At 69.5% G+C, this 17,077-nt stretch carries 16 protein-coding genes; 6 read left to right on the top strand and 10 right to left on the bottom strand.

Annotated features, from left to right (window positions below):
- The first annotated feature begins 13 nt into the window (after nucleotides 1-13).
- Nucleotides 14-400: a VOC family protein gene (locus AB0H82_RS31595; RefSeq protein WP_362998829.1), complete on the top strand. Its 387-nt coding sequence runs from the start codon at nucleotides 14-16 to the stop codon at nucleotides 398-400.
- Here AB0H82_RS31595 and AB0H82_RS31590 read toward each other — a convergent pair.
- From AB0H82_RS31590 to AB0H82_RS31580, 3 genes are read right to left on the bottom strand one after another with little or no spacing between them, the layout of a single operon-like run.
- Nucleotides 382-1,188, bottom strand: a complete 807-nt coding sequence (locus AB0H82_RS31590) for an alpha/beta fold hydrolase (RefSeq protein ID WP_362998827.1) — start codon at nucleotides 1,186-1,188, stop codon at nucleotides 382-384. The genes AB0H82_RS31595 and AB0H82_RS31590 overlap by 19 nt on opposite strands.
- 6 nt (nucleotides 1,189-1,194) lie before the next feature.
- Nucleotides 1,195-1,659 carry an ASCH domain-containing protein gene (locus AB0H82_RS31585; RefSeq protein ID WP_362998825.1) on the bottom strand — a complete coding sequence of 155 codons (465 nt, stop codon included), beginning with the start codon at nucleotides 1,657-1,659 and terminating at the stop codon, nucleotides 1,195-1,197.
- Nucleotides 1,656-2,039, bottom strand: a complete 384-nt coding sequence (locus AB0H82_RS31580) for a helix-turn-helix domain-containing protein (protein ID WP_362998823.1) — start codon at nucleotides 2,037-2,039, stop codon at nucleotides 1,656-1,658. Before AB0H82_RS31580 ends, AB0H82_RS31585 begins: the two co-directional genes overlap by 4 nt.
- 24 nt (nucleotides 2,040-2,063) lie before the next feature.
- Between AB0H82_RS31580 and AB0H82_RS31575 the strand changes: the two genes are divergently transcribed.
- Nucleotides 2,064-2,450: a nuclear transport factor 2 family protein gene (locus AB0H82_RS31575; RefSeq protein ID WP_362998821.1), complete on the top strand. Its 387-nt coding sequence runs from the start codon at nucleotides 2,064-2,066 to the stop codon at nucleotides 2,448-2,450.
- Between the two features lie 44 nt (nucleotides 2,451-2,494).
- Here the strand turns inward: AB0H82_RS31575 and AB0H82_RS31570 are convergent, their stop codons facing one another.
- From AB0H82_RS31570 to AB0H82_RS31555, 4 genes are all read right to left on the bottom strand, one after another.
- Nucleotides 2,495-2,854 (bottom strand): hypothetical protein, encoded by a 360-nt coding sequence (locus AB0H82_RS31570; RefSeq protein WP_362998819.1) that lies wholly within the window; start codon nucleotides 2,852-2,854, stop codon nucleotides 2,495-2,497.
- An 82-nt stretch (nucleotides 2,855-2,936) separates the two neighbouring features.
- Nucleotides 2,937-3,347 carry a hypothetical protein gene (locus tag AB0H82_RS31565; RefSeq protein ID WP_362998817.1) on the bottom strand — a complete coding sequence of 137 codons (411 nt, stop codon included), beginning with the start codon at nucleotides 3,345-3,347 and terminating at the stop codon, nucleotides 2,937-2,939.
- Between the two features lie 115 nt (nucleotides 3,348-3,462).
- Nucleotides 3,463-5,574 carry a hypothetical protein gene (locus AB0H82_RS31560; protein WP_362998815.1) on the bottom strand — a complete coding sequence of 704 codons (2,112 nt, stop codon included), beginning with the start codon at nucleotides 5,572-5,574 and terminating at the stop codon, nucleotides 3,463-3,465.
- A gap of 764 nt (nucleotides 5,575-6,338) precedes the next feature.
- A complete protein-coding gene (locus tag AB0H82_RS31555; protein ID WP_362998907.1) occupies nucleotides 6,339-9,677 on the bottom strand; it encodes a S8 family serine peptidase in 3,339 nt (1,112 codons plus the stop codon).
- A 242-nt stretch (nucleotides 9,678-9,919) separates the two neighbouring features.
- Here AB0H82_RS31555 and AB0H82_RS31550 point away from each other — a divergent pair, with 242 nt between their 5' ends.
- On the top strand, nucleotides 9,920-11,536 hold the full coding sequence (locus AB0H82_RS31550) for a M12 family metallo-peptidase (RefSeq protein ID WP_362998813.1): 1,617 nt from the start codon (nucleotides 9,920-9,922) through the stop codon (nucleotides 11,534-11,536).
- Between the two features lie 95 nt (nucleotides 11,537-11,631).
- Here the strand turns inward: AB0H82_RS31550 and AB0H82_RS31545 are convergent, their stop codons facing one another.
- Together AB0H82_RS31545 and AB0H82_RS31540 are read right to left on the bottom strand one after the other, a co-directional pair.
- The gene (locus AB0H82_RS31545; RefSeq protein WP_362998811.1) at nucleotides 11,632-12,897 is read right to left on the bottom strand and encodes an Ig-like domain-containing protein; all 1,266 of its coding nucleotides are present in this window, start codon (nucleotides 12,895-12,897) and stop codon (nucleotides 11,632-11,634) included.
- Between the two features lie 286 nt (nucleotides 12,898-13,183).
- Entirely contained in the window at nucleotides 13,184-13,516 is a 333-nt protein-coding gene (locus tag AB0H82_RS31540; protein ID WP_362998809.1) for a hypothetical protein, read from the bottom strand.
- A 110-nt stretch (nucleotides 13,517-13,626) separates the two neighbouring features.
- Here AB0H82_RS31540 and AB0H82_RS31535 point away from each other — a divergent pair, with 110 nt between their 5' ends.
- The 3 genes from AB0H82_RS31535 to AB0H82_RS31525 are packed head-to-tail and all read left to right on the top strand — an operon-like array spanning nucleotide 13,627 to nucleotide 15,451.
- On the top strand, nucleotides 13,627-13,947 hold the full coding sequence (locus AB0H82_RS31535) for a hypothetical protein (RefSeq protein WP_362998807.1): 321 nt from the start codon (nucleotides 13,627-13,629) through the stop codon (nucleotides 13,945-13,947).
- 39 nt (nucleotides 13,948-13,986) lie between these two features.
- Nucleotides 13,987-14,796: an inositol monophosphatase family protein gene (locus tag AB0H82_RS31530; RefSeq protein WP_362998805.1), complete on the top strand. Its 810-nt coding sequence runs from the start codon at nucleotides 13,987-13,989 to the stop codon at nucleotides 14,794-14,796.
- Nucleotides 14,797-14,827: 31 nt separating this feature from the next.
- Complete coding sequence (locus tag AB0H82_RS31525) at nucleotides 14,828-15,451, top strand: AAA family ATPase (RefSeq protein WP_362998803.1); 624 nt, start codon at nucleotides 14,828-14,830, stop codon at nucleotides 15,449-15,451.
- Nucleotides 15,452-15,468: 17 nt separating this feature from the next.
- On the opposite strand, the gene hutH is transcribed toward AB0H82_RS31525, so the two are convergent.
- Complete coding sequence (gene hutH / locus AB0H82_RS31520) at nucleotides 15,469-17,022, bottom strand: histidine ammonia-lyase (RefSeq protein ID WP_362998801.1); 1,554 nt, start codon at nucleotides 17,020-17,022, stop codon at nucleotides 15,469-15,471.
- Nucleotides 17,023-17,077: the final 55 nt, after the last annotated feature.

Genomic DNA, 17,077 nt, shown 5'->3' with positions numbered 1-17,077 from the left:
AGGAGGTCGCACGATGTCGATCGAGCTGAACCACACCATCGTCGTCGCCGAGGACAAGAAGGCGTCCGCCCAGTTCCTCGCGGACATTCTGGGCCTTGAGGTGGGCCCTCAGTACGGTCCCTTCCTCCCGGTGGAGATCCCCAACGGCGTGACCCTCGACTTCTACGAGGGCGACGGCGGCCCGTTCGTGCCGCAGCACTACGCGTTCCTGGTCTCCGAGGACGAGTTCGACGACATCTTCGGACGCATCAAGGAGCGCGGCCTCCCTTACTGGGCCGACCCGTACCACCGGCGCGTCAACGAGATCAATACGAACGACGGCGGCCGCGGCGTCTACTGGGAGGACCCGAACGGCCACAACCTGGAGATCATCACCAGGCCCTACGGCAGCGGGTCCTGAGCCAGGAACGCGAGCACCGGCCCGGTGGCGACGTCCGCGGACTCCTCGAAGTACGCGTGCCGGGCACCGGGCACGAGCAGCGTCCTGGCGTCCGGGATGCGGGCGGCGAGCAGCGGGGCGTTGGCGGCGGGGTTGAACGCGTCGTCCGTGCCGTGGACGACGAGCGTCGGCGCCTCGATCCGCGGCAGCGCGTCCCAGGCGTCGTGCCGGGCGCCGGCGCGCAGATGGCGGCGGCGGGCGTACGCGGGCATGGTGGCGTCGCCCAGCGTGTGGAACTCCCGCCCGGGGTGGAGGCGTTCCTGTTCGGCGAGCCAGGCCGGTGTGTACATCAGCTCCAGCAGCGCGCGGCGCACGGCGTCCGGATCGGCCCGGGTCAGGGCCGCGCGGACCTCGGGGCCGCGCTCGACGCCGTGCGGGCCACCGGGCGAGGTGCAGCCGAGGACGAGGCGGCCGACGCGGCCGGAATGATCGGCGGCCAGCCACTGGGCGATGCGGCCGCCCATGGACGTGCCGTAGACGTGGGCGCGGGCGATCCCCGCGTGGTCGAGGACGGCGAGCACGTCACGGGCGAAGTTCGGGGTGCTGTACGTGTCGGTGTCGGGGCGGTCGCTCTCGCCGGTGCCGCGGTGGTCGAGCACGAGGGTGGTGAAGCGGGCGGCGAAGTCGTCCCGTACCGGATCCCACCAGTGGTGGTCGTTGGACTGCCCGGCGAGCAGCACCAACGGGTCTCCGGAGCCGTGCACTTGGTAGTGAAGGGCAGTACCGTCGGCCGCCCGGGCGAAGGGCACGTCCGGTCACTTCTCCCGCAGGTCGGCGACGAGGCGGAAGCGTTCCAGGACGAGCGGCGTCGCGTCGTCCACGGTGTATCCGGGGTCGCCGAGCCAAGCCCGCACCTCGGCGCTGTGCCAGAACTCCTCGTGCCCCGCCCGCCACTGGGCCACGGTCCCGAACCCCTCCCCCTCGTCCACGGCGTGGGCGAGGTCCACGTCGCCGAGCGGCACGACGCGGACGTCCGTGACCTCGATGACGGCGACGGGCCGGGCGCCGGAGTCGACGACGGCCGCGCGCTCCCCGACGGCGGGCAGCGGGTCACCGTCGCGTTCGTAGCCGGTGAGCAGCCCCGTCGTCGAGGTCTTGGACCCGTCGAGGATCGCCGCCACGAGCTGATCGCGCAGCGGACCGGGGAAGGCGAACTCGGCCTTGGGCAACGGCTCCTGCCCGGCACCGGCACGGCCCTCGTGCTTCGTGATCTCCGTCATGGGGCCACAGTAGGCGCACCGGCACCCCAGTCCCACAGCGCCTGCAGTACCTTCGCCAGCTCCCGGCCGTGCGGCGTGAGTTCGTAGGTGACCGTGGAGGGCCAGCCGGGGGTGCGGGTCCGGTGGACAGCGCCCGCGGCGATCAGTTGCGCCAGGCGTTCCGTCAGGACCTTGTCGGACAACCGCGGGAGCGCGGCTGCAAGGTCGCCGTACGCGCAGGTTTCGCGGCGCAGCAGTTCGCGGACGACGAGCGTCGTCCAGCGGCCGCGCAGGGCGGCGAGCGTGATCTCCACGGGGCAGTCGGGGCTCGGGGCGGTGACCTCGGCGAGGGCGTCGTCGGGCAGCCCCGGGCGCGCGCCGCTTACCGTTCGGTGAGTCACGAGGGGGCCTCCTACGGTGCAGGCATGACTTCCAGGACGATATCCACCCTGCCCACCCGCCCCGAGGACGTCCCCGCCGCGTTCGCCGCCCGGTTCAACAGCGGCGACGCACAGGCCGTGCGCGAGCTGTACGAGGAGGCAGCCGCCTTCGTGCCCGAGTCGGGCGTCGCCGTGCACGGCAGCGCCGGGATCGCCGCCGCGAACGCGCCCTTCCTCGCCCTCGGCCTGCCGATCGCCGTGCGGCCCCGGCACGTGCACGTCTCGGGGGATGTCGCGCTGCTCGTCGTCGACTGGGAGATCGGCACGGGTGAAGCGGGGTCCACGGCCACGGACGTGGTACGGCGCGGCGCCGACGGGTTCTGGCGATATGTGATCGACAGTCCCTTCGGCGCCGCGCCGCGGCCAACGTGACCGAACCTCTGAGTGCGCGTCCGCCCATGGAGGGCGAAGCTCATTCAGCAGTTGGACGCGCTGCTGGTCTGCCACCGGACCGACACGATGCCGCTCGGCTGATAGTCGGTGTCGACGGGAGTGTCTCCGCCGCATATGACCCAGTCGCGGGAGTAGGTTCCGATCCTTATGTTGAGGAGCGTCGCGCCGTCACTGAGTGTTTTGTCGCGCAGTGTTCCCGCGATCCGGATGCGGCCGTCGTCCCACGTGCACTGCTTCAAGGAGCCGCTGACCTTGGCGTTGCTCATCACTGGCCCACATGTCGCTGCCGCGGTCTGCGCCGTAGCGGGAGTGGTCCCGGTGGCGAGGGTGATGATCGAGAGGGAGGCCGCCGTGGCGAGCGCGGCCGTGCGAAAACGTCTCATGGAGTTCCTCATACATGCAGGGAGAAGAGGTGCCGGCATCTGGGAGCCGGCACGCACATTGGATGATGCGCCTCAACGGGGACTACTTGGCCACCTTCAGTTCGACCTCGCAGTCCAGCGTCTGGGTGTAGGCCGTGCCGCCCTGCTTGTAGGAGAAACGGCATTTTCGGGCAGTGCCCTTCGGCGGTGTGGTGATCTTCACTTCGGCCAGGTAGAAGATGTCGCTTTCGGTCTTCGCCGCAACCTTCACCGGCTTCGTCGCGTGATTCTTCAGCTTCTCGAAGTCGGGCGTGTGCGGCCCATTCTTCTTGGTGAGAAGTGGAAGTCCTTCGGTATCCTTTAGGTCGTAGGCGCCGTACCCCAGCATCGTGACCCCGACCGGTATGTGCTCGACAGCGACTTCCGTGATTTCGATGGGTTTCGCAGAGGTGTTGTACGGCACCGGAAGCGCGAAGTACCAGACCTCTCCCACCCGGGCGTGCTTGTTGCCCACGACGCCGCTCGACTGGGCACCGTCGGCCGCAAGAGCCGTTCCTGGTTTCGGCTGGTCCGCCTGGGTACTCGACGAGCAGCCGGCCAGCGTAAGTGCGGCGAGAAGTACCAGGCCCCTAGTAGGAGTAGAACACACCCGGCTTGCCCGAAACCTTGTCATTCTTTCCCCAGATATCGTGACGCGAGGTCTTCCGCTTACCGGCCGTGATGCGCTGCTTGTGCTCTCGGTCGTACTGAGTGCTGGCTCCCAGCTTGACGCCGAAAGCGGTGACAGATGCCGACCACTTGGCGCTGCGGTTCTTGTTGATCTGGAAGTAACTCTGCGGCTGCACGTATGCGCGGTGCCTCTTCGGTGAACGGCCGTAGTTGTACGCGCCGTCCTTGGAAGAAACATTCTTTCCGTATTTACCGACGGCCCCACCCGAGGGGACCTTGTAGCGGCCCGCCATCATCGTGTAGGTGTGGTACGTGTCGCGGCCGTAGTTGCACTTGTAGGTGGTCTTCCTCTTCTTGTACTCCAGCGGGACCTTCCACTGCTTGGCGAAGTAAGGCCCTCGGTTGGTGTAGCCCGTCGTCGCCGACATCGCAGAGCCGAGCGTGACCGATCCGTCGATCTGCCACTTCCCTCCGACCTTCATCGCTGTCTCCACATTCGAGGACAGCTTCGAGTCGTAGTCGACAGTGGCCTTGGTGTCCCAGTAGGCATGCCCTTCCGCGACCACTGTGTAATAGATCTTCTTGGCGTAGATCTTGCTGCCGACCCTGTCACAGCCGCCATCCATGGGCCCTACAGCCATCGTCTTGATGTCTGTCCCGTTCACGACATAGGGATCACCCGTAGGCAGCCCGCCCGTGTCGCTCTGATACTCGGGCAGTGGTTTGTCGCCAAGCGTGTCCACCGACATGTTCTCGCTCTTCGAAGCCCAGCTCTGGGAGTACTGCGCTTCGGTGGGCTCCGGCTGCTCCTCCTTCATGTCGTCGGTGAGAGGGAACAGCTTTTCCGGGGCCTCCATGTCTTCTGCGGCATCGGTGACGAGGGCGCGAATGGTTGCCGGTGCGCCGGCCGGCGCTGCCGTCACGTGGCGTGTCCCTATCAAAGGGACATCGGATTCAGTCTTCCCGAATACGGTGGCCTTCGCATTGACGGCGCCACCATTGGCAGCCGCTGCCGTCTTCACCGATTCCGGCAAGTTTTCCGGGAGGTGGATCTTCCAGGTTCCGTCGGCGGCGGTGACAGTCTCACCAAGGGCGGGACTCTGCTCCTCACCCAGGGCGTCGTTGAGCACGTCGACAGCTTCAAGCTTCACCGGCAAGCCCGCGGCAGGCCTGCCGTCCCCCAGAATGAATTTTCCGGAAAATTCTGTGGGGTCCTGCGGCGCCGGGTCGGGAGACTCGTCGTTGACCGCCTCGGGAGGCGTCTCGGCGTCCGGGGCATCAGCCCCCAGGACAGGCTTCACATCCTCCGAGGGGCTGGCCAGACACGAAGCGACATCGGCGTGAACGTCACCGTAGAAGCCGGCACCCACCTCGGCGTTGGCCAGCGTCATGGTCCCCGCCCCGGTGTAACTGCTGGCGACCCCGGTGTAGTCGGGCGTGTCACCCGCCGTGTAGACCGTTCCCGGCCCGGGACTCCAGCCACGCGTCGTCTTCGTTCCGATGCCGTTGACGACAGTGGTGGACCCGGCGGAGAAGGGGGATCCCGTCGCTGTTTCGGCGTAGGGCCACGCCTTGACGGTGCCATGCTTGTCGGCGATGCCGCGATTCAGTGTGTAGACCGTCGCCCCTGCCGACCATACGTCGTCCGCCTGGCCGATAGCGGCGACTGCGGGGTCGGTGGCGGAAATGGTTCGAATCTTTTTGATTACTCCGGTTCCCGAGGCCGGATTGTCGACAGAGTAGACATCCAGGGCACCGTCCGACTGCAGGGCAAAGATCCTGTTGCCGCCGCCTGACCACACCTCGCCGTAGCCGTTCCAATTGCCGCCGTAGTCATGCACCGGAGTGAGGAGGCTTCCGCCGGTGGCGGCGTTGTCCTTGTACGTCTTGAGCTCACCGGCCGACGTGATCACATAGATGACGCCCTTGCCGCCGGTGAAGAACCGGCTGTGCGCGTCGAGCTCCGCCGTCACTCCGGAGTCGAGCAGAGATCCGGAGGCATTACCGGTCAGCGGGTCCCAGTCCACGTACTTGCGCAGTACCGGTGTGGAACCGGTGGTCAGATCGTGCACGTAGGTCGCGATTCCGCTCTGACAGGCTTCGGCGGCCTGAGCGGGGGAAGCCGTCAGGGTACCCGGCACGGTGAGGGCCCCGGCGAGTAAGGCTGTTATGCATGCGGCGTGGAGAGTGGTGTGGCGTCGCGGCGTAGCCGTCGACTTCGTTCGGCACCGACGATTCACTATCGTGGTCCTTCGGGTAAGTCGGTGCGGGTACCGCTGACGATGCATTGATGGCCTGAGAAACCATGCATCAGGCGGTGCCCGCATCTCCGGTTCTGTTTCGGAGGTAGCGGGACAGTAACCCCGCGTTCACCTTTCCCGGTAGATCAGCCAACTGTGCGACCGAAAGCAGCCACCACGAACAAACCGGGCAGGTGGGATTATCCAGCACGTGATCTTCGGGCAATTGGGACTGATCCATACCAATGGAATCGGCACGCTGAAGCGGACTGTCCGATACCGCCCTCATGGGAATCTCAGATTCAACTCAAAAAATACAGGTCACAGGGCCTGGCGCTGCGACCTGAGACAAAAGTCCGGCCTGTAATCCGTGTCATTGCACAGACCATCGGAGTCGTACTGCCGGCCTCCGTGCCGGCTCCGAGGCCGTCCACACCGGGCGGCCATGCCCCGGGCCGCCGTCCCGGGCCGATCCGGATACCTCGGACCGGCCCGGGCGGCCGCGGGTGCGGCCCGAGCGTGTGCTGAGCGAAAGGGCTACAGCTTCACGGAGCATCCGCGGTGCGAGGGGCAACTCGCGGCGTGACGGTACGCGTTCACTTGCCGTAGTACGCGTTGTAGATCGACAGCGTCGACTTGTTGCCCTTCTTGTCCTCGATCTTGGCGTGGAACGAGATTCCCTTGTCCTTCGCCGGGTTCTTCACGTGGATCTTCCCGTTGGTGACCTTGACCTTCTCCCAGGTCTGCCCGTAGTCGTACGAGACGTACGTGGTCAGGGACTTGAGGTTGGCGCCGGCCGCCGCGCCCAGGACCTTGACCGGCACGTACTGCTTCTTGTCGGCCTCCGCCCTGCTCCTCAGGTCGACCACCGGGCTGAACCGCGCCGTGGAGACGGGGAGCTTCGCGCTCTCCACCTTCTTGGAGCGGAACGTGAAGCTCGCGTCGATGCGCGTGGAGGCCGCGGCCACCTTGACGCTGCGCTTCACCGACGTCGAGAGCTTGTACTCAGCGTCGGCCGACGGCACCTTGAACGGCGGCGCCCCGCCGGCCAACGGGTCCTCGTTCTCGCCCACCTTGGTGCCGTTGCGGTACAGCGTCGTCTTCGCCGACGAGTACACCGAGGAGCCCACGTGCGTCTTGCCGTCGGCGAAGAGCGGCAGGTAGCCCGTGATCTCGTTGCCCTCGCGGAAGACGCCGAATTCGCCACCGATCCGCGGGCCGAACACAGCCGTGTTGAAGGTCTTCTCGTAGTTCTGGCCGCCCTTGAAGGTCTGCGGGGCACCGAGCGAGTAGCCGGCGTCAACGGTGGGCCTGCCGTCCGGAAGGACCCCGTGCTGCTCCATGTCAAGGGTCCACTGAGCCTTGTCCACGCTGGACAGGTACAGCGTCCGGGTGGTGGGCAACGGACGCAGCACACCCGCCGAGGAGCTGCTGGAGCTGCCCGGGATGGTGCCCATGGCGCTCAGCACGCCCTTCTTCGCCGAGGACGGCGCGCCGACGTTCACCTTCACCTTGGCGAGTTCGGCCGCCTTGAGGTGCTTGGTGTACCCGGTCGCGACCTGCTTGACCTTGCCACCGGTGACGACGTCGTACTCGGTGTCGTCACCCTTGGTCCAGTGCCCGCTCCACTGCTGGAACAGCGATCCGTCGGCGATCTGCGGACCGAGGTGCTTGGTGCGGAAGTTGGCGTACGTGTCGAGGAACCAGCCGAATCCGTAGCCCGCGTTCGGGGTTTCGATGCTGAAGTCCGGGGCGGCGAACTCCATCTTTGCCCCGGTATCGGGCACCGTGATGTCGACGGGCTTCGTCGTCCGCGCGTCCAGCGTGATCGTCGTGTCTTTGGTGACGCTCAGCTTCGGCTGCGCGATCCAGTCCGCGCCCTTGGCGAAGTCCTCCGGGTCGACGTAGATGCCCGAGTTCAGGACGTAACCGCCCTTGGGCACCCGGACCTTGGCGGTGCCGGACTCGTCGTACGGATTGAACGACTTGCCGGCGGCGAGCCCGCTCAGGCCCTCCAGGTCACCGTCGTAGGTCTTGGCGGGCTTGCCGTCACGGTCGATGAACTTCAGCGTGAGGTTGTACGACTCCCCCTCGCGGTCGACCGCGGCGGCGGTGCGGACGGACTGGCCGCCGCCGTTCGCCACGACGTACGCGGAGTAGGCGCCGTCCACGGTGCCGCCGAGCTTGGAGTCGGCGGTCAGGTCGACGGACGCGGTGCCGCCCGCGGGGACGGTGACCTTCTTCGCGCCGAGGGTGAAGAACCCGGCCGGGGCCGGACGGCCCTTGGGGTCGGTGGCGGTCACCGTGAGGTCCAGGGTGACGTCGTCCTTGCCGAGGTTCTTGTACGTCACCTTCTTGGTGACCGGCTTGTCGTCGGTGTGCGGCCACTGCTGCGTGCCGAGGTTCACCGACACCGGGTCGGCGATCACGGTCTGCTTGAGCGCCTTGTCGACGGCGATACGGCCCGAACCCTGCTGGAACGGCGTGTACTTGCCGCCCTTGGTGGAGCCGGTCAGCGCGCCCTTCAGCTCGGGCTGCTTCCAGTCCGGGTGCTGCTGCTTGAGCAGGGCGGCGGCGCCCGCGACGTGCGGGGCGGCCATCGACGTACCGGAGATCGTCAGATAGCCCTCCGGGCTCTGGCCGACCTCCTTCTCGATGACGGAGCCGGGCGCGGCGGCCGCGGTGATGTCCACGCCGGGCGCGGTCACGTCGGGCTTGATCGCACCGTCGCCGACCCGCGGGCCCTGGCTGGAGAAGTCCGCCAGCTTGTCGTTGTCGTCGACCGCGCCCACGGTCAGCGCCGCGTCCGCGCTGCCCGGCGAACCGACCGAGCCCGGCGAACCGGCGTTGCCCGCCGAGATCGCGAAGAGGATGCCCTTCTCCGCGGAGAGCTTGTCGACCTGCGCTTCGAGCGGGTCGACACCGGGGGTGTCGCCGCCGCCGAGGCTGAGGTTGACGACGTCGGCGCCCTCTGCGGCCGCCCAGTCCATGGCGGCGATGATGCCGGAGTCCTCGCCGTAGCCGTCGTCGCCGAGGACCTTGCCGTTGAGGAGCTTCGCGCCGGGGGCGACGCCCTTGAGCTTCCCGCCGGACTTGGCGCCCGTGCCGGCCGCGGTGGACGCGACGTGCGTGCCGTGGCCGTAGCGGTCCTTGGCGTCGGCCGACTCCGTGAAGTTCTTCTCGGCGACGACCTGGTCCTTGAGGTCCGGGTGCGTGGCGTCGACACCCGTGTCGAGAACGGCGATCTTGACGCCCTTGCCGTCGTAACCGGCGGCCCAGGCCTTGTCGGCGCCGATCTGCTTGACGCTCTTGTCGAGGGTCGCCTTGCGGACGCCGTCCAGCCAGACGTGCTCGATGCCGGACGCCGCGGTGCGGGCGCCCTCCTTGCCGCTGGTGAGCGCGGCCCACAGGTCGCCCGCGTCCTGCTTGGGTGTGCTGACGGCGTCGGCGTTCAGCGCCTTCAGGGTCCTGCGGACGGTGGTGTCACCGGCGTCGCGGACCTCGGCCTTGGCGGCGGTGGCGGCTCCCTTGTAGCCGACGATGACCTTGAGGGCCTTCTTCTGCGCCGCGCGGTTGCGCTTCTTGTTCAGCTCCGTGACGTCGAACAGGCGCTGGTCGACCGTGCCGTCGGCTATCAGGCGCCGGGCGTCGGCGGGTATCAGCAGCGTGTGCCCGCCGCTGCGCCGCACCTGTACGGGTATGTGCTCGCGCCCCTTGGCGCGTTCGAGCCCGACGACGCGGCCCTTCGCGTCGAGGACGGCCCGGTCACCGGTGATCAGCGTGACACGGTCCTTGCCCGCGGCCTCGCCGAGGGTGCCCGCCGCCCCGACCGTCTGTCCTGCGGATTCCGGCGCCGCGGCCGCGGGGCTGGTCATGCCCGCCGCGAGGGCCACGGCGACCGCCGCGGCGATACTGGCTCCGCACGCTCTTTTCACTTGTCTGTGCAAGTCTCCCCCTGGAGGTAAAGGGGCTGCAGCCCCTGGAGGTCGAAGTATGCCGAGGGGCGAACACCTGCTCAATAGAGAGGCTGGAGTGCGGAGTTGATGCTGTCCGAAATTGGTGTGCCTTAACGGCAATTGGCCGGATCAAGCCAATTGCGGAATGCATGCCACCGCGTTCGGGTGATGTGCTCAGGGCCGCGGTTGCCGTGCACCCCCGCAGTGGAACGACAAATGCCATGAGTCCGACGATCTCGACGCGACGTTTGCGCCCGCGCGGCGCGATCCGGCTGGCCTGCCTCTCCGCCGCCCTGTGCCTGACCACGGCCGCGTCGGCCGAGCCGCGCCCGTCGGGCCAGCGCCCCGCCGCCGACGGGACGGACGTACTGCGGGAACGCACCGTCGGCCTCGACCTCGCCGCCTACCGGTGGCTGTGCGCGTCCGGCGGCTTCGGCCGTCCCGCCGAGCACGATCTCGGCCTCTTTCCCGGCATGCGGGTCACCGTCGTCCAGGAAGGCCGCGAAGTGGACGGGGACACCGTCACGTGGACCGGCCACGTCAAGGGGGAACCGGCCCAGCGGGCGGTGATCGCGGCGAGCCAGGTGTGCGGGCACGCCGATGGGGCGCAACCGGAGACGCACCCCGGCGCCTGGACCGCCCGGAGCACCGGTCCCGCCGTCGACGCCCTGGTCGACCTGGGAGCCCGCACGTACCACGTCACGACCCGGCCAGGAGAGCCGGGAGCATCGGGAACGCCGGGAGAGCGCCCGCGGCTGCGCATCACGGAGGAGGACCCGCGGGCCCGCCGCGCCCCCACCCCCGACGGCGCCCCGCGCCACGAGGGGACCGCTCGCGAACTGCGCGACTCCCTCAAGGACCGCGCCCCGGCCGACCCCGCGGCCCCCGCCGTCATCGACGTCGTGGCCGGGCACACACCGGCCGCGGTGCGGCGCGTGGGCGGCGAGCAGGCGATGGCGGCCCGCCTCGGGATGGCCGAGTCCTTCATGAACCAGGCCCTCGCCGACAGTGGCGTGGCGGCCAGGATCGACATCGTCGGCAGGTACGACACCGGCTACCGCGGCGACCAGACGCCCGACCTCATGCTCGACAAGCTGTCCGCCCCCGGGGACGCCGACCTGGGCGCGGCCGCGCACCGCCTCAGGGAGCGGGTGGGCGCCGACCTGGTCACCGTCGTCAACGACGTGCCCGTCGGCTCGTCGGGCCAGGCCAGCCTGCCCACCCGTGGCCGCCTGGACAGCGCGCTCGCCTTCTCCGCCGTCGACGTCCAGTCCCTGGTCAAGTGGTACAACCTCGGGCACGAACTGGGCCACAACCTCGGCCTGTTCCACGACCGCACCACCCTCGCCGAGCACAACGCCCCCGGCGCCTACCGCCGGCTGCTCAACTCCCCGAACGGCACCGGCTGGATCACCCCGCGCCGCGACCACCACTCCCTGATGGCCTACGCGCAGAGCTGCGGCGCCCCCTGCGGCCCCGTCAACCAGTACTCGAACCCGGAGAACACCGTCGAAGGCCAGCCCCTGGGCGACGAGCACAACGACAACGCGTCGCTGGCCCGCAGGACCGCCCCGGTCGTCGCGGGATACCGCACGTCGAGAGTCGCCCGCACCCGGTATCCGCTCAGGCTCGAAGCGACTCCGAACGGCACGGTCCGCCCCGCCGTCCACGGCCCCTACGCCCCCGGGACCACCGTCGGCCTCACCGCGAGCCCCGCCGCCGGATACCGCGTCGCCGCCTGGGTCGTCGACGGCCGGCGCCACGAGATCACCGAGGAGAACGTGACGCTGACGATGGACCGTCCGTACACCGTGAGCGCGGTCTTCGTCCCGGCCTGAGCCGAGCCGGACCAAACCGAGCCGGACATGAGAGCGGCCCGCACCCGGTACGGGGTGCGGGCCGCTCAGGGCTCGAACGAGGGGTCGAGCAGGGGTCAGACGGCGGAGCCGGCCTTCCACTGCGCCCAGTCCATGTTCCAGCCGTTGAGGCCGTTGTCCGGGGCGATGGTCTTGTCGCCGGTGTTGCGGACGTCGACGACGTCACCGGTGATGGAGTTCTCGTAGAACCAGGAGCCCGGCGTGCTCTTGTCGTTGGCGCCCTTGGCGTCCTGGAGGCCGATGCAGCCGTGGCTGGTGTTCGCGCCGCCGAAGATGGAGGGCGAGCCCCAGTAGTTGCCGTGGATGAAGGTGCCGGAGCTCGACAGACGCATGGCGTGCGGCACGTCCTTGATGTCGTACTCGCCCTTGCCGTCGCCGTCCTTGAAGCCGACGGTCGCACCGTCCATGCGGGTCTCCTTGAACTTCTCGGAGATCACCATCTTGCCGTTGTACGTCTTGTTCTCGGGCGAGCCCGCGGAGATCGGGATGGACTTCACGACCTTGCCGTCCCGCGTGACCTTCATCGTCTTGGTCTTGGCGTCGACGATGGAGACCTGATTGCGCCCGATCTTGAACTGGACGGTCTTCTGCTGCACTCCATAGACACCGTCGGCACCCTCGACGCCGTCGAGGTTCAGCTTCAGGGTGACGGTGGAGTTGCCCTTCCAGTAGTTCTCGGGGCGGAAGTCCAGGCGGTTCGCCCCGAACCAGTGGCCGACGATCTCCTCGCCGCTGTCGGACGACACCTTGACCGCGGACTGGACTTCCTTCTTGTTGGTGATCGCCTTGTCGAAGTTGATCGACACGGGCATGCCGACGCCGACCGTGGAGCCGTCCTCGGGCGTGAAGTTGCCGATGAAGCTGTTGGCCTTCGAGACGGTCGTGAACGCCGAGTTCTCGTGCGCCTTGCGGCCCTCGGAGTCCTGGGCGGTCGCCGAGATCTTGTACTTCGTGGCGCGTTCGAGCTGGCCGCTGGGCTGCCAGCTCTTCTTGTCCGCGGATATCCGGCCCTGGACGGCGGCGCCGCCGTCGGCGGGCTTCATCGTCACGTTCGTCAGCGTGCCCTCGGTGACCGTGACCTTGGCGTCGCTGTTGATGCTTGCGTTGTCGGAGCCGTTCTTCGGCGCGATCTCGATCCGGGCGGCGGAGGTCTTCTCGGCCGCCGCCTCGTCGACCTGGTTCTGCGACTCCTTGCCGCCCGAGGCCTTGTCGCCGTCGTCGCCGCCGCACGCCGAGAGCACGAGCACGCCGCCCATCAGAGCGGACACGGCCGCGACGCTCCTGCGTCCGCGCCCGAGCCTGCGAGGCCTACTGTCCGTCATCACACGCATCTCCATAGTTGCCGAATCCCCGAAGTCAACCCCGAGCGTCCCGGGAGTCCCCCGTAACCCCGCATAACGTCCTGCCCGGTTCGTCCCGTTCCACATCTGCGGGGAATGTGGGGAACACCACGTCTCCGGTACTGGACTGCCGGTACCGGATTCCTCCCGCCGATCACCGCGCAGGCTGAGACGACGGAACCCCGGGCGGCGGTTGCTGCCCGGGGTTCCCGATTCCGGATCCTTCAATCAGGATCCGGCCCACCGCTCGTGCCCTGCCGCTCGCGCCCTACAACTCGTCGTCCTCTTCGTCATCATCCTCGTCCGGGTCCCAGTCCGGCGAATCGGGGTCGAAGTCGACCGGCTCACTGCTCCAGGAGGCCCGGCTGAGCTCGGTCCCCGGCACCTGGCCGACCATGTCGAAGGGGTCCACGAGGTAGGCCAGCGCCTCGGCGACGTCCTCCCGGACAGCGGTCTCGGCGTGTGCCCGCTCCTCGGCCGGCATGTGTGCGTCCTCGGCGATGCGGCCGAGGGCGGCGCCGGTCAGCTTCTCGGCATCGCCGACCTCGACCACCATTTCCACCCGTAGCCGTACAAACCGTGATGTCTCGTCTCCAGTCATACGACGGAGCGTACGGCCCCCGCACCTCGCGACTTTCCCGCGACCCGCACCTTTCATTAGCATCGCCCCACACGGCCAATTCGCCAGCGCCACAAGGGGGATCCGATTCCGTGTCCGCACGCCGATCGTTGCTGACCACCGCCGCCGCGGGAGCCCTCCTCGGCGCCCTGTGCTTCGTTCCCTCCGCGAACGCGACCTCCCCCGCGACACCCGACGCCCCCCGGGACGACCGCCCCGCCACGTCGTCCGCGACCGCCACGTCCGCCCACCACGAGACCACCGCCACGGCCTCGGCCCCCCTGACCGGGACGGGCGGCCTGGACAAGACTCCGTACCTGGTGGGCGGCTCGGCGTTCCTGAGCCTGGGGGCGGGTTTCGTGGTCTTCTCTGTCCGCAGGGAGAGGTCTCCGCGCGGGGGCAACGCGGCCTAGCTCAGGGCCCGTGCCACGACCGCGGCTACTCTGCGCGGCGTGAGCAACTCATCCACGTATTCCGATGATGTCGAGGTCGCGACAGCCGCGGCACGTGCCGGGGCGGACGTGGTGCGGGCCCTGTACGGCCGGCGGCTCGACCGGTTCGACAAGGGGGCCGGGGACTTCGCCACCGCTGCCGACGTGGCGGCGGAGAAGGCGATCCTCGACGTCATCCGCGCCGCCCGGCCGGAAGACTCGCTGCTCGGCGAGGAAGGCGGGCAGCAGGGGGCCGTGGACGCCGCCCGCCAGTGGCTGGTGGACCCCCTGTGCGGGACGTTGAACTACGCCGTCGGCAGCATGCTCGTGGCCGTCAACGTCGCGCTGCGCGACGGGGCTGCCGCGGTGGCCGACCCGTTCAGCGGCGAGGTCTTCCGCACCGACGGGAGCACGGCCTGGGTCCGGCACGAGGAGGTCGACACCCCGGTCGACACCCCCCTGTCCCCCACGTCCGCGACCCGCCTGGTGGACGTCAACCTGGATCCGCCGTTCCCGAGCGCCCCCGGCTTCCGTGCCGTGGACCTGCTGGCCCGCCCCGGCTTCGTCGCCGGGTTCCGGCCGCGGGTCGTGTCCACGACGCTGGCCCTGGCCTGGGTCGCGGCCGGCAGGCGCGCCGCGTACGTCACCGACGGCGGCGACCTCTCGCAGAGCGTGCACTTCGCCGCGGGTATCGCCCTGTGCCGGGCGGCGGGCTGCGTGGTCACCGGGGTCGACGGCGCCCCGCTCGGGGCCGGGGGCCGCGGACTTGTGGCGGCGGCGGACGCCGGGACCCACGAGCAGCTGCTGTCGATGATCGGGGCCCGCCCCTGACACGGCCGCGCCCCGGAGATACCGTCACCCCGTGACGCACGACGCACCCTGGGACATCCTGCTCATCGGCGGCGCCTCCGGTGTCGGCAAGAGCCGGCTGGCGGCCCGGCTCGCCGGAGTGCACAGCGCCTTCGTCGTCGAGTTCGACGACGTCGTCGAAGCCGTGCAGGCGATCACCACCGCCGAGCAGCACCCGGGGCTGCACCACTTCGACGGGGCCGGGGACGCCGCGGACCTCTCCGCCGACCGCGTACTCGAACTGCAGATCGCCACCGCCCGCGCCCTGGAGCCCGCCGTCCTCGGCGTCGTGCGCAACCGCCTCACGGTCGACGTGCCCGCCGTGGTCGAGGGCGACTACCTCACCCCGGCCGCCGCCGCGCGGGCCATCCGCGAGGGGAGCGCCAGGGGCCGGCGCGTGCGGGCCGTGTTCGTGCACGAGGGCGACCCGGAGCGGATCGCCCTCAACTACGCCTCGCGGGAGCCGGAGCACGGGGTCCAGAGGGAGCGCGCCGAGATCAGCGCGGCGTACTCGCACCGGCTGAGCCGCGAGGCCGCCCTGCACTCCCTCCCCGTGGTCGACGCCCGCCCCTGGGACACCCTCGTGTCCCGTATCCGCGAGGTGATCGTGGAAGAGGGCGCCGTCCCCCTCAAGTGACCGCGCCCCCGCCTCACTTACGCCAGCGCACCCGTGACCGGCTCCACCGCCGCCACGAGCGCGCCCGTGCGGACGAACGCGTCCGCCGCCGCGAGGTCCGGCGCGAGGAAGCGGTCCGGGCCCGGGCCCTCCACGCCCGCCTTGCGGACGGCCTCGATGACCGCCTGCGTCGCCGGTGCGGGAGTGAGGCCTTCGCGGAGCTCGACGGCGCGCGTGGCGGCGTACAGCTCGATCGCGACGATGCGGGCCAGGTTGTCGACGGCCGTACGGAGCTTGCGGGCCGCCGACCAGCCCATCGACACGTGGTCCTCCTGCATCGCGGAGGACGGGATGGAGTCGGCCGATGCCGGGACGGCGAGGCGCTTCATCTCGCTGACCAGCGCCGCCTGCGTGTACTGGGCGATCATCAGGCCGGAGTCGACGCCCGCGTCGTCCGCGAGGAACGGCGGCAGGCCGTGCGAGCGGTTCTTGTCGAGGAGGCGGTCCGTGCGGCGCTCGGCGATGGAGCCGAGGTCGGCGGCGGCGATCGCGAGGAAGTCCAGGACGTACGCGACCGGGGCGCCGTGGAAGTTGCCGTTCGACTCGACCCGGCCGTCGGGCAGGACGACGGGGTTGTCGACGGCGGCCGCCAGCTCGCGCTCGGCGACGAGCCGCGCGTGCGCCATCGTGTCCCGGCCCGCGCCCGCGACCTGCGGGGCGCAGCGCACCGAGTACGCGTCCTGCACGCGCGGCGCGTCGTCCTGGTGGTGCCCGGTGAGGCCCGAACCGGCGAGGACCGCCAGCATGTTGGCGGCGGAGGCGGCCTGGCCCGGGTGCGGGCGGATGGCGTGCAGCTCGGGGGCGAGGACCTTCTCCGTGCCGAGCAGGGCTTCGAGGGTGAGGGCCGCCGTGATGTCGGCCGACTTGTAGAGGGTGTCCAGGTCGGCGAGGGCCATGATCAGCATGCCGAGCATGCCGTCGGTGCCGTTGAGGAGGGCGAGGCCCTCCTTCTCGCGGAGCTCGACCGGCGCGATCCCGTGCGCGGCGAGGAGCTCGCCCGCGGGCTTCAGCTCACCTTCGGGGCCCTCCGCGTCGCCCTCGCCCATCAGCGTGAGCGCGCAGTGGCTGAGCGGCGCGAGGTCGCCGGAGCAGCCGAGCGAGCCGTACTCGTGGACGACGGGCGTGATGCCCGCGTTCAGTACGTCGGCCATCGTCTGCGCGACCTCGGGGCGCACGCCCGTGTGGCCCGAGCAGACCGTCTTGAGGCGCAGGAACATCAGCGCGCGGACGACCTCGCGCTCCACGCGCGGGCCCATGCCTGCCGCGTGCGAGCGGACGATGTTGCGCTGGAGCTGGGCGCGGAGGTCGGGGCCGATGTGGCGGCTGGCCAGGGCGCCGAACCCGGTCGAGACGCCATACACCGGCTCGGGCTTGGCGGCGAGCGCGTCGACGATCTCGCGGGACGCGGCGAGTGCCGCCAGCGCCTCGGCGGTCAGTTCGATCCGTGCGTTTCCGCGCGCGACGGCGATGACGTCCGCCGCGGTCGTCCCGGACGTCCCAAGGGCCACGGTGCCCACGCTGTGCATATCCATATTCAGCAGCGTACGGACTGAATCGCCGAGTGTCACGGGTGGATTCCGCAGGAGC

The organism is Streptomyces sp. NPDC050732 (genome assembly GCF_040654255.1).
Classification (GTDB): Bacteria; Actinomycetota; Actinomycetes; order Streptomycetales; family Streptomycetaceae; genus Streptomyces.
The sequence above is the reverse complement of the archived record's forward strand: the minus strand, read 5'-3'. Positions and strand labels throughout refer to the sequence as shown.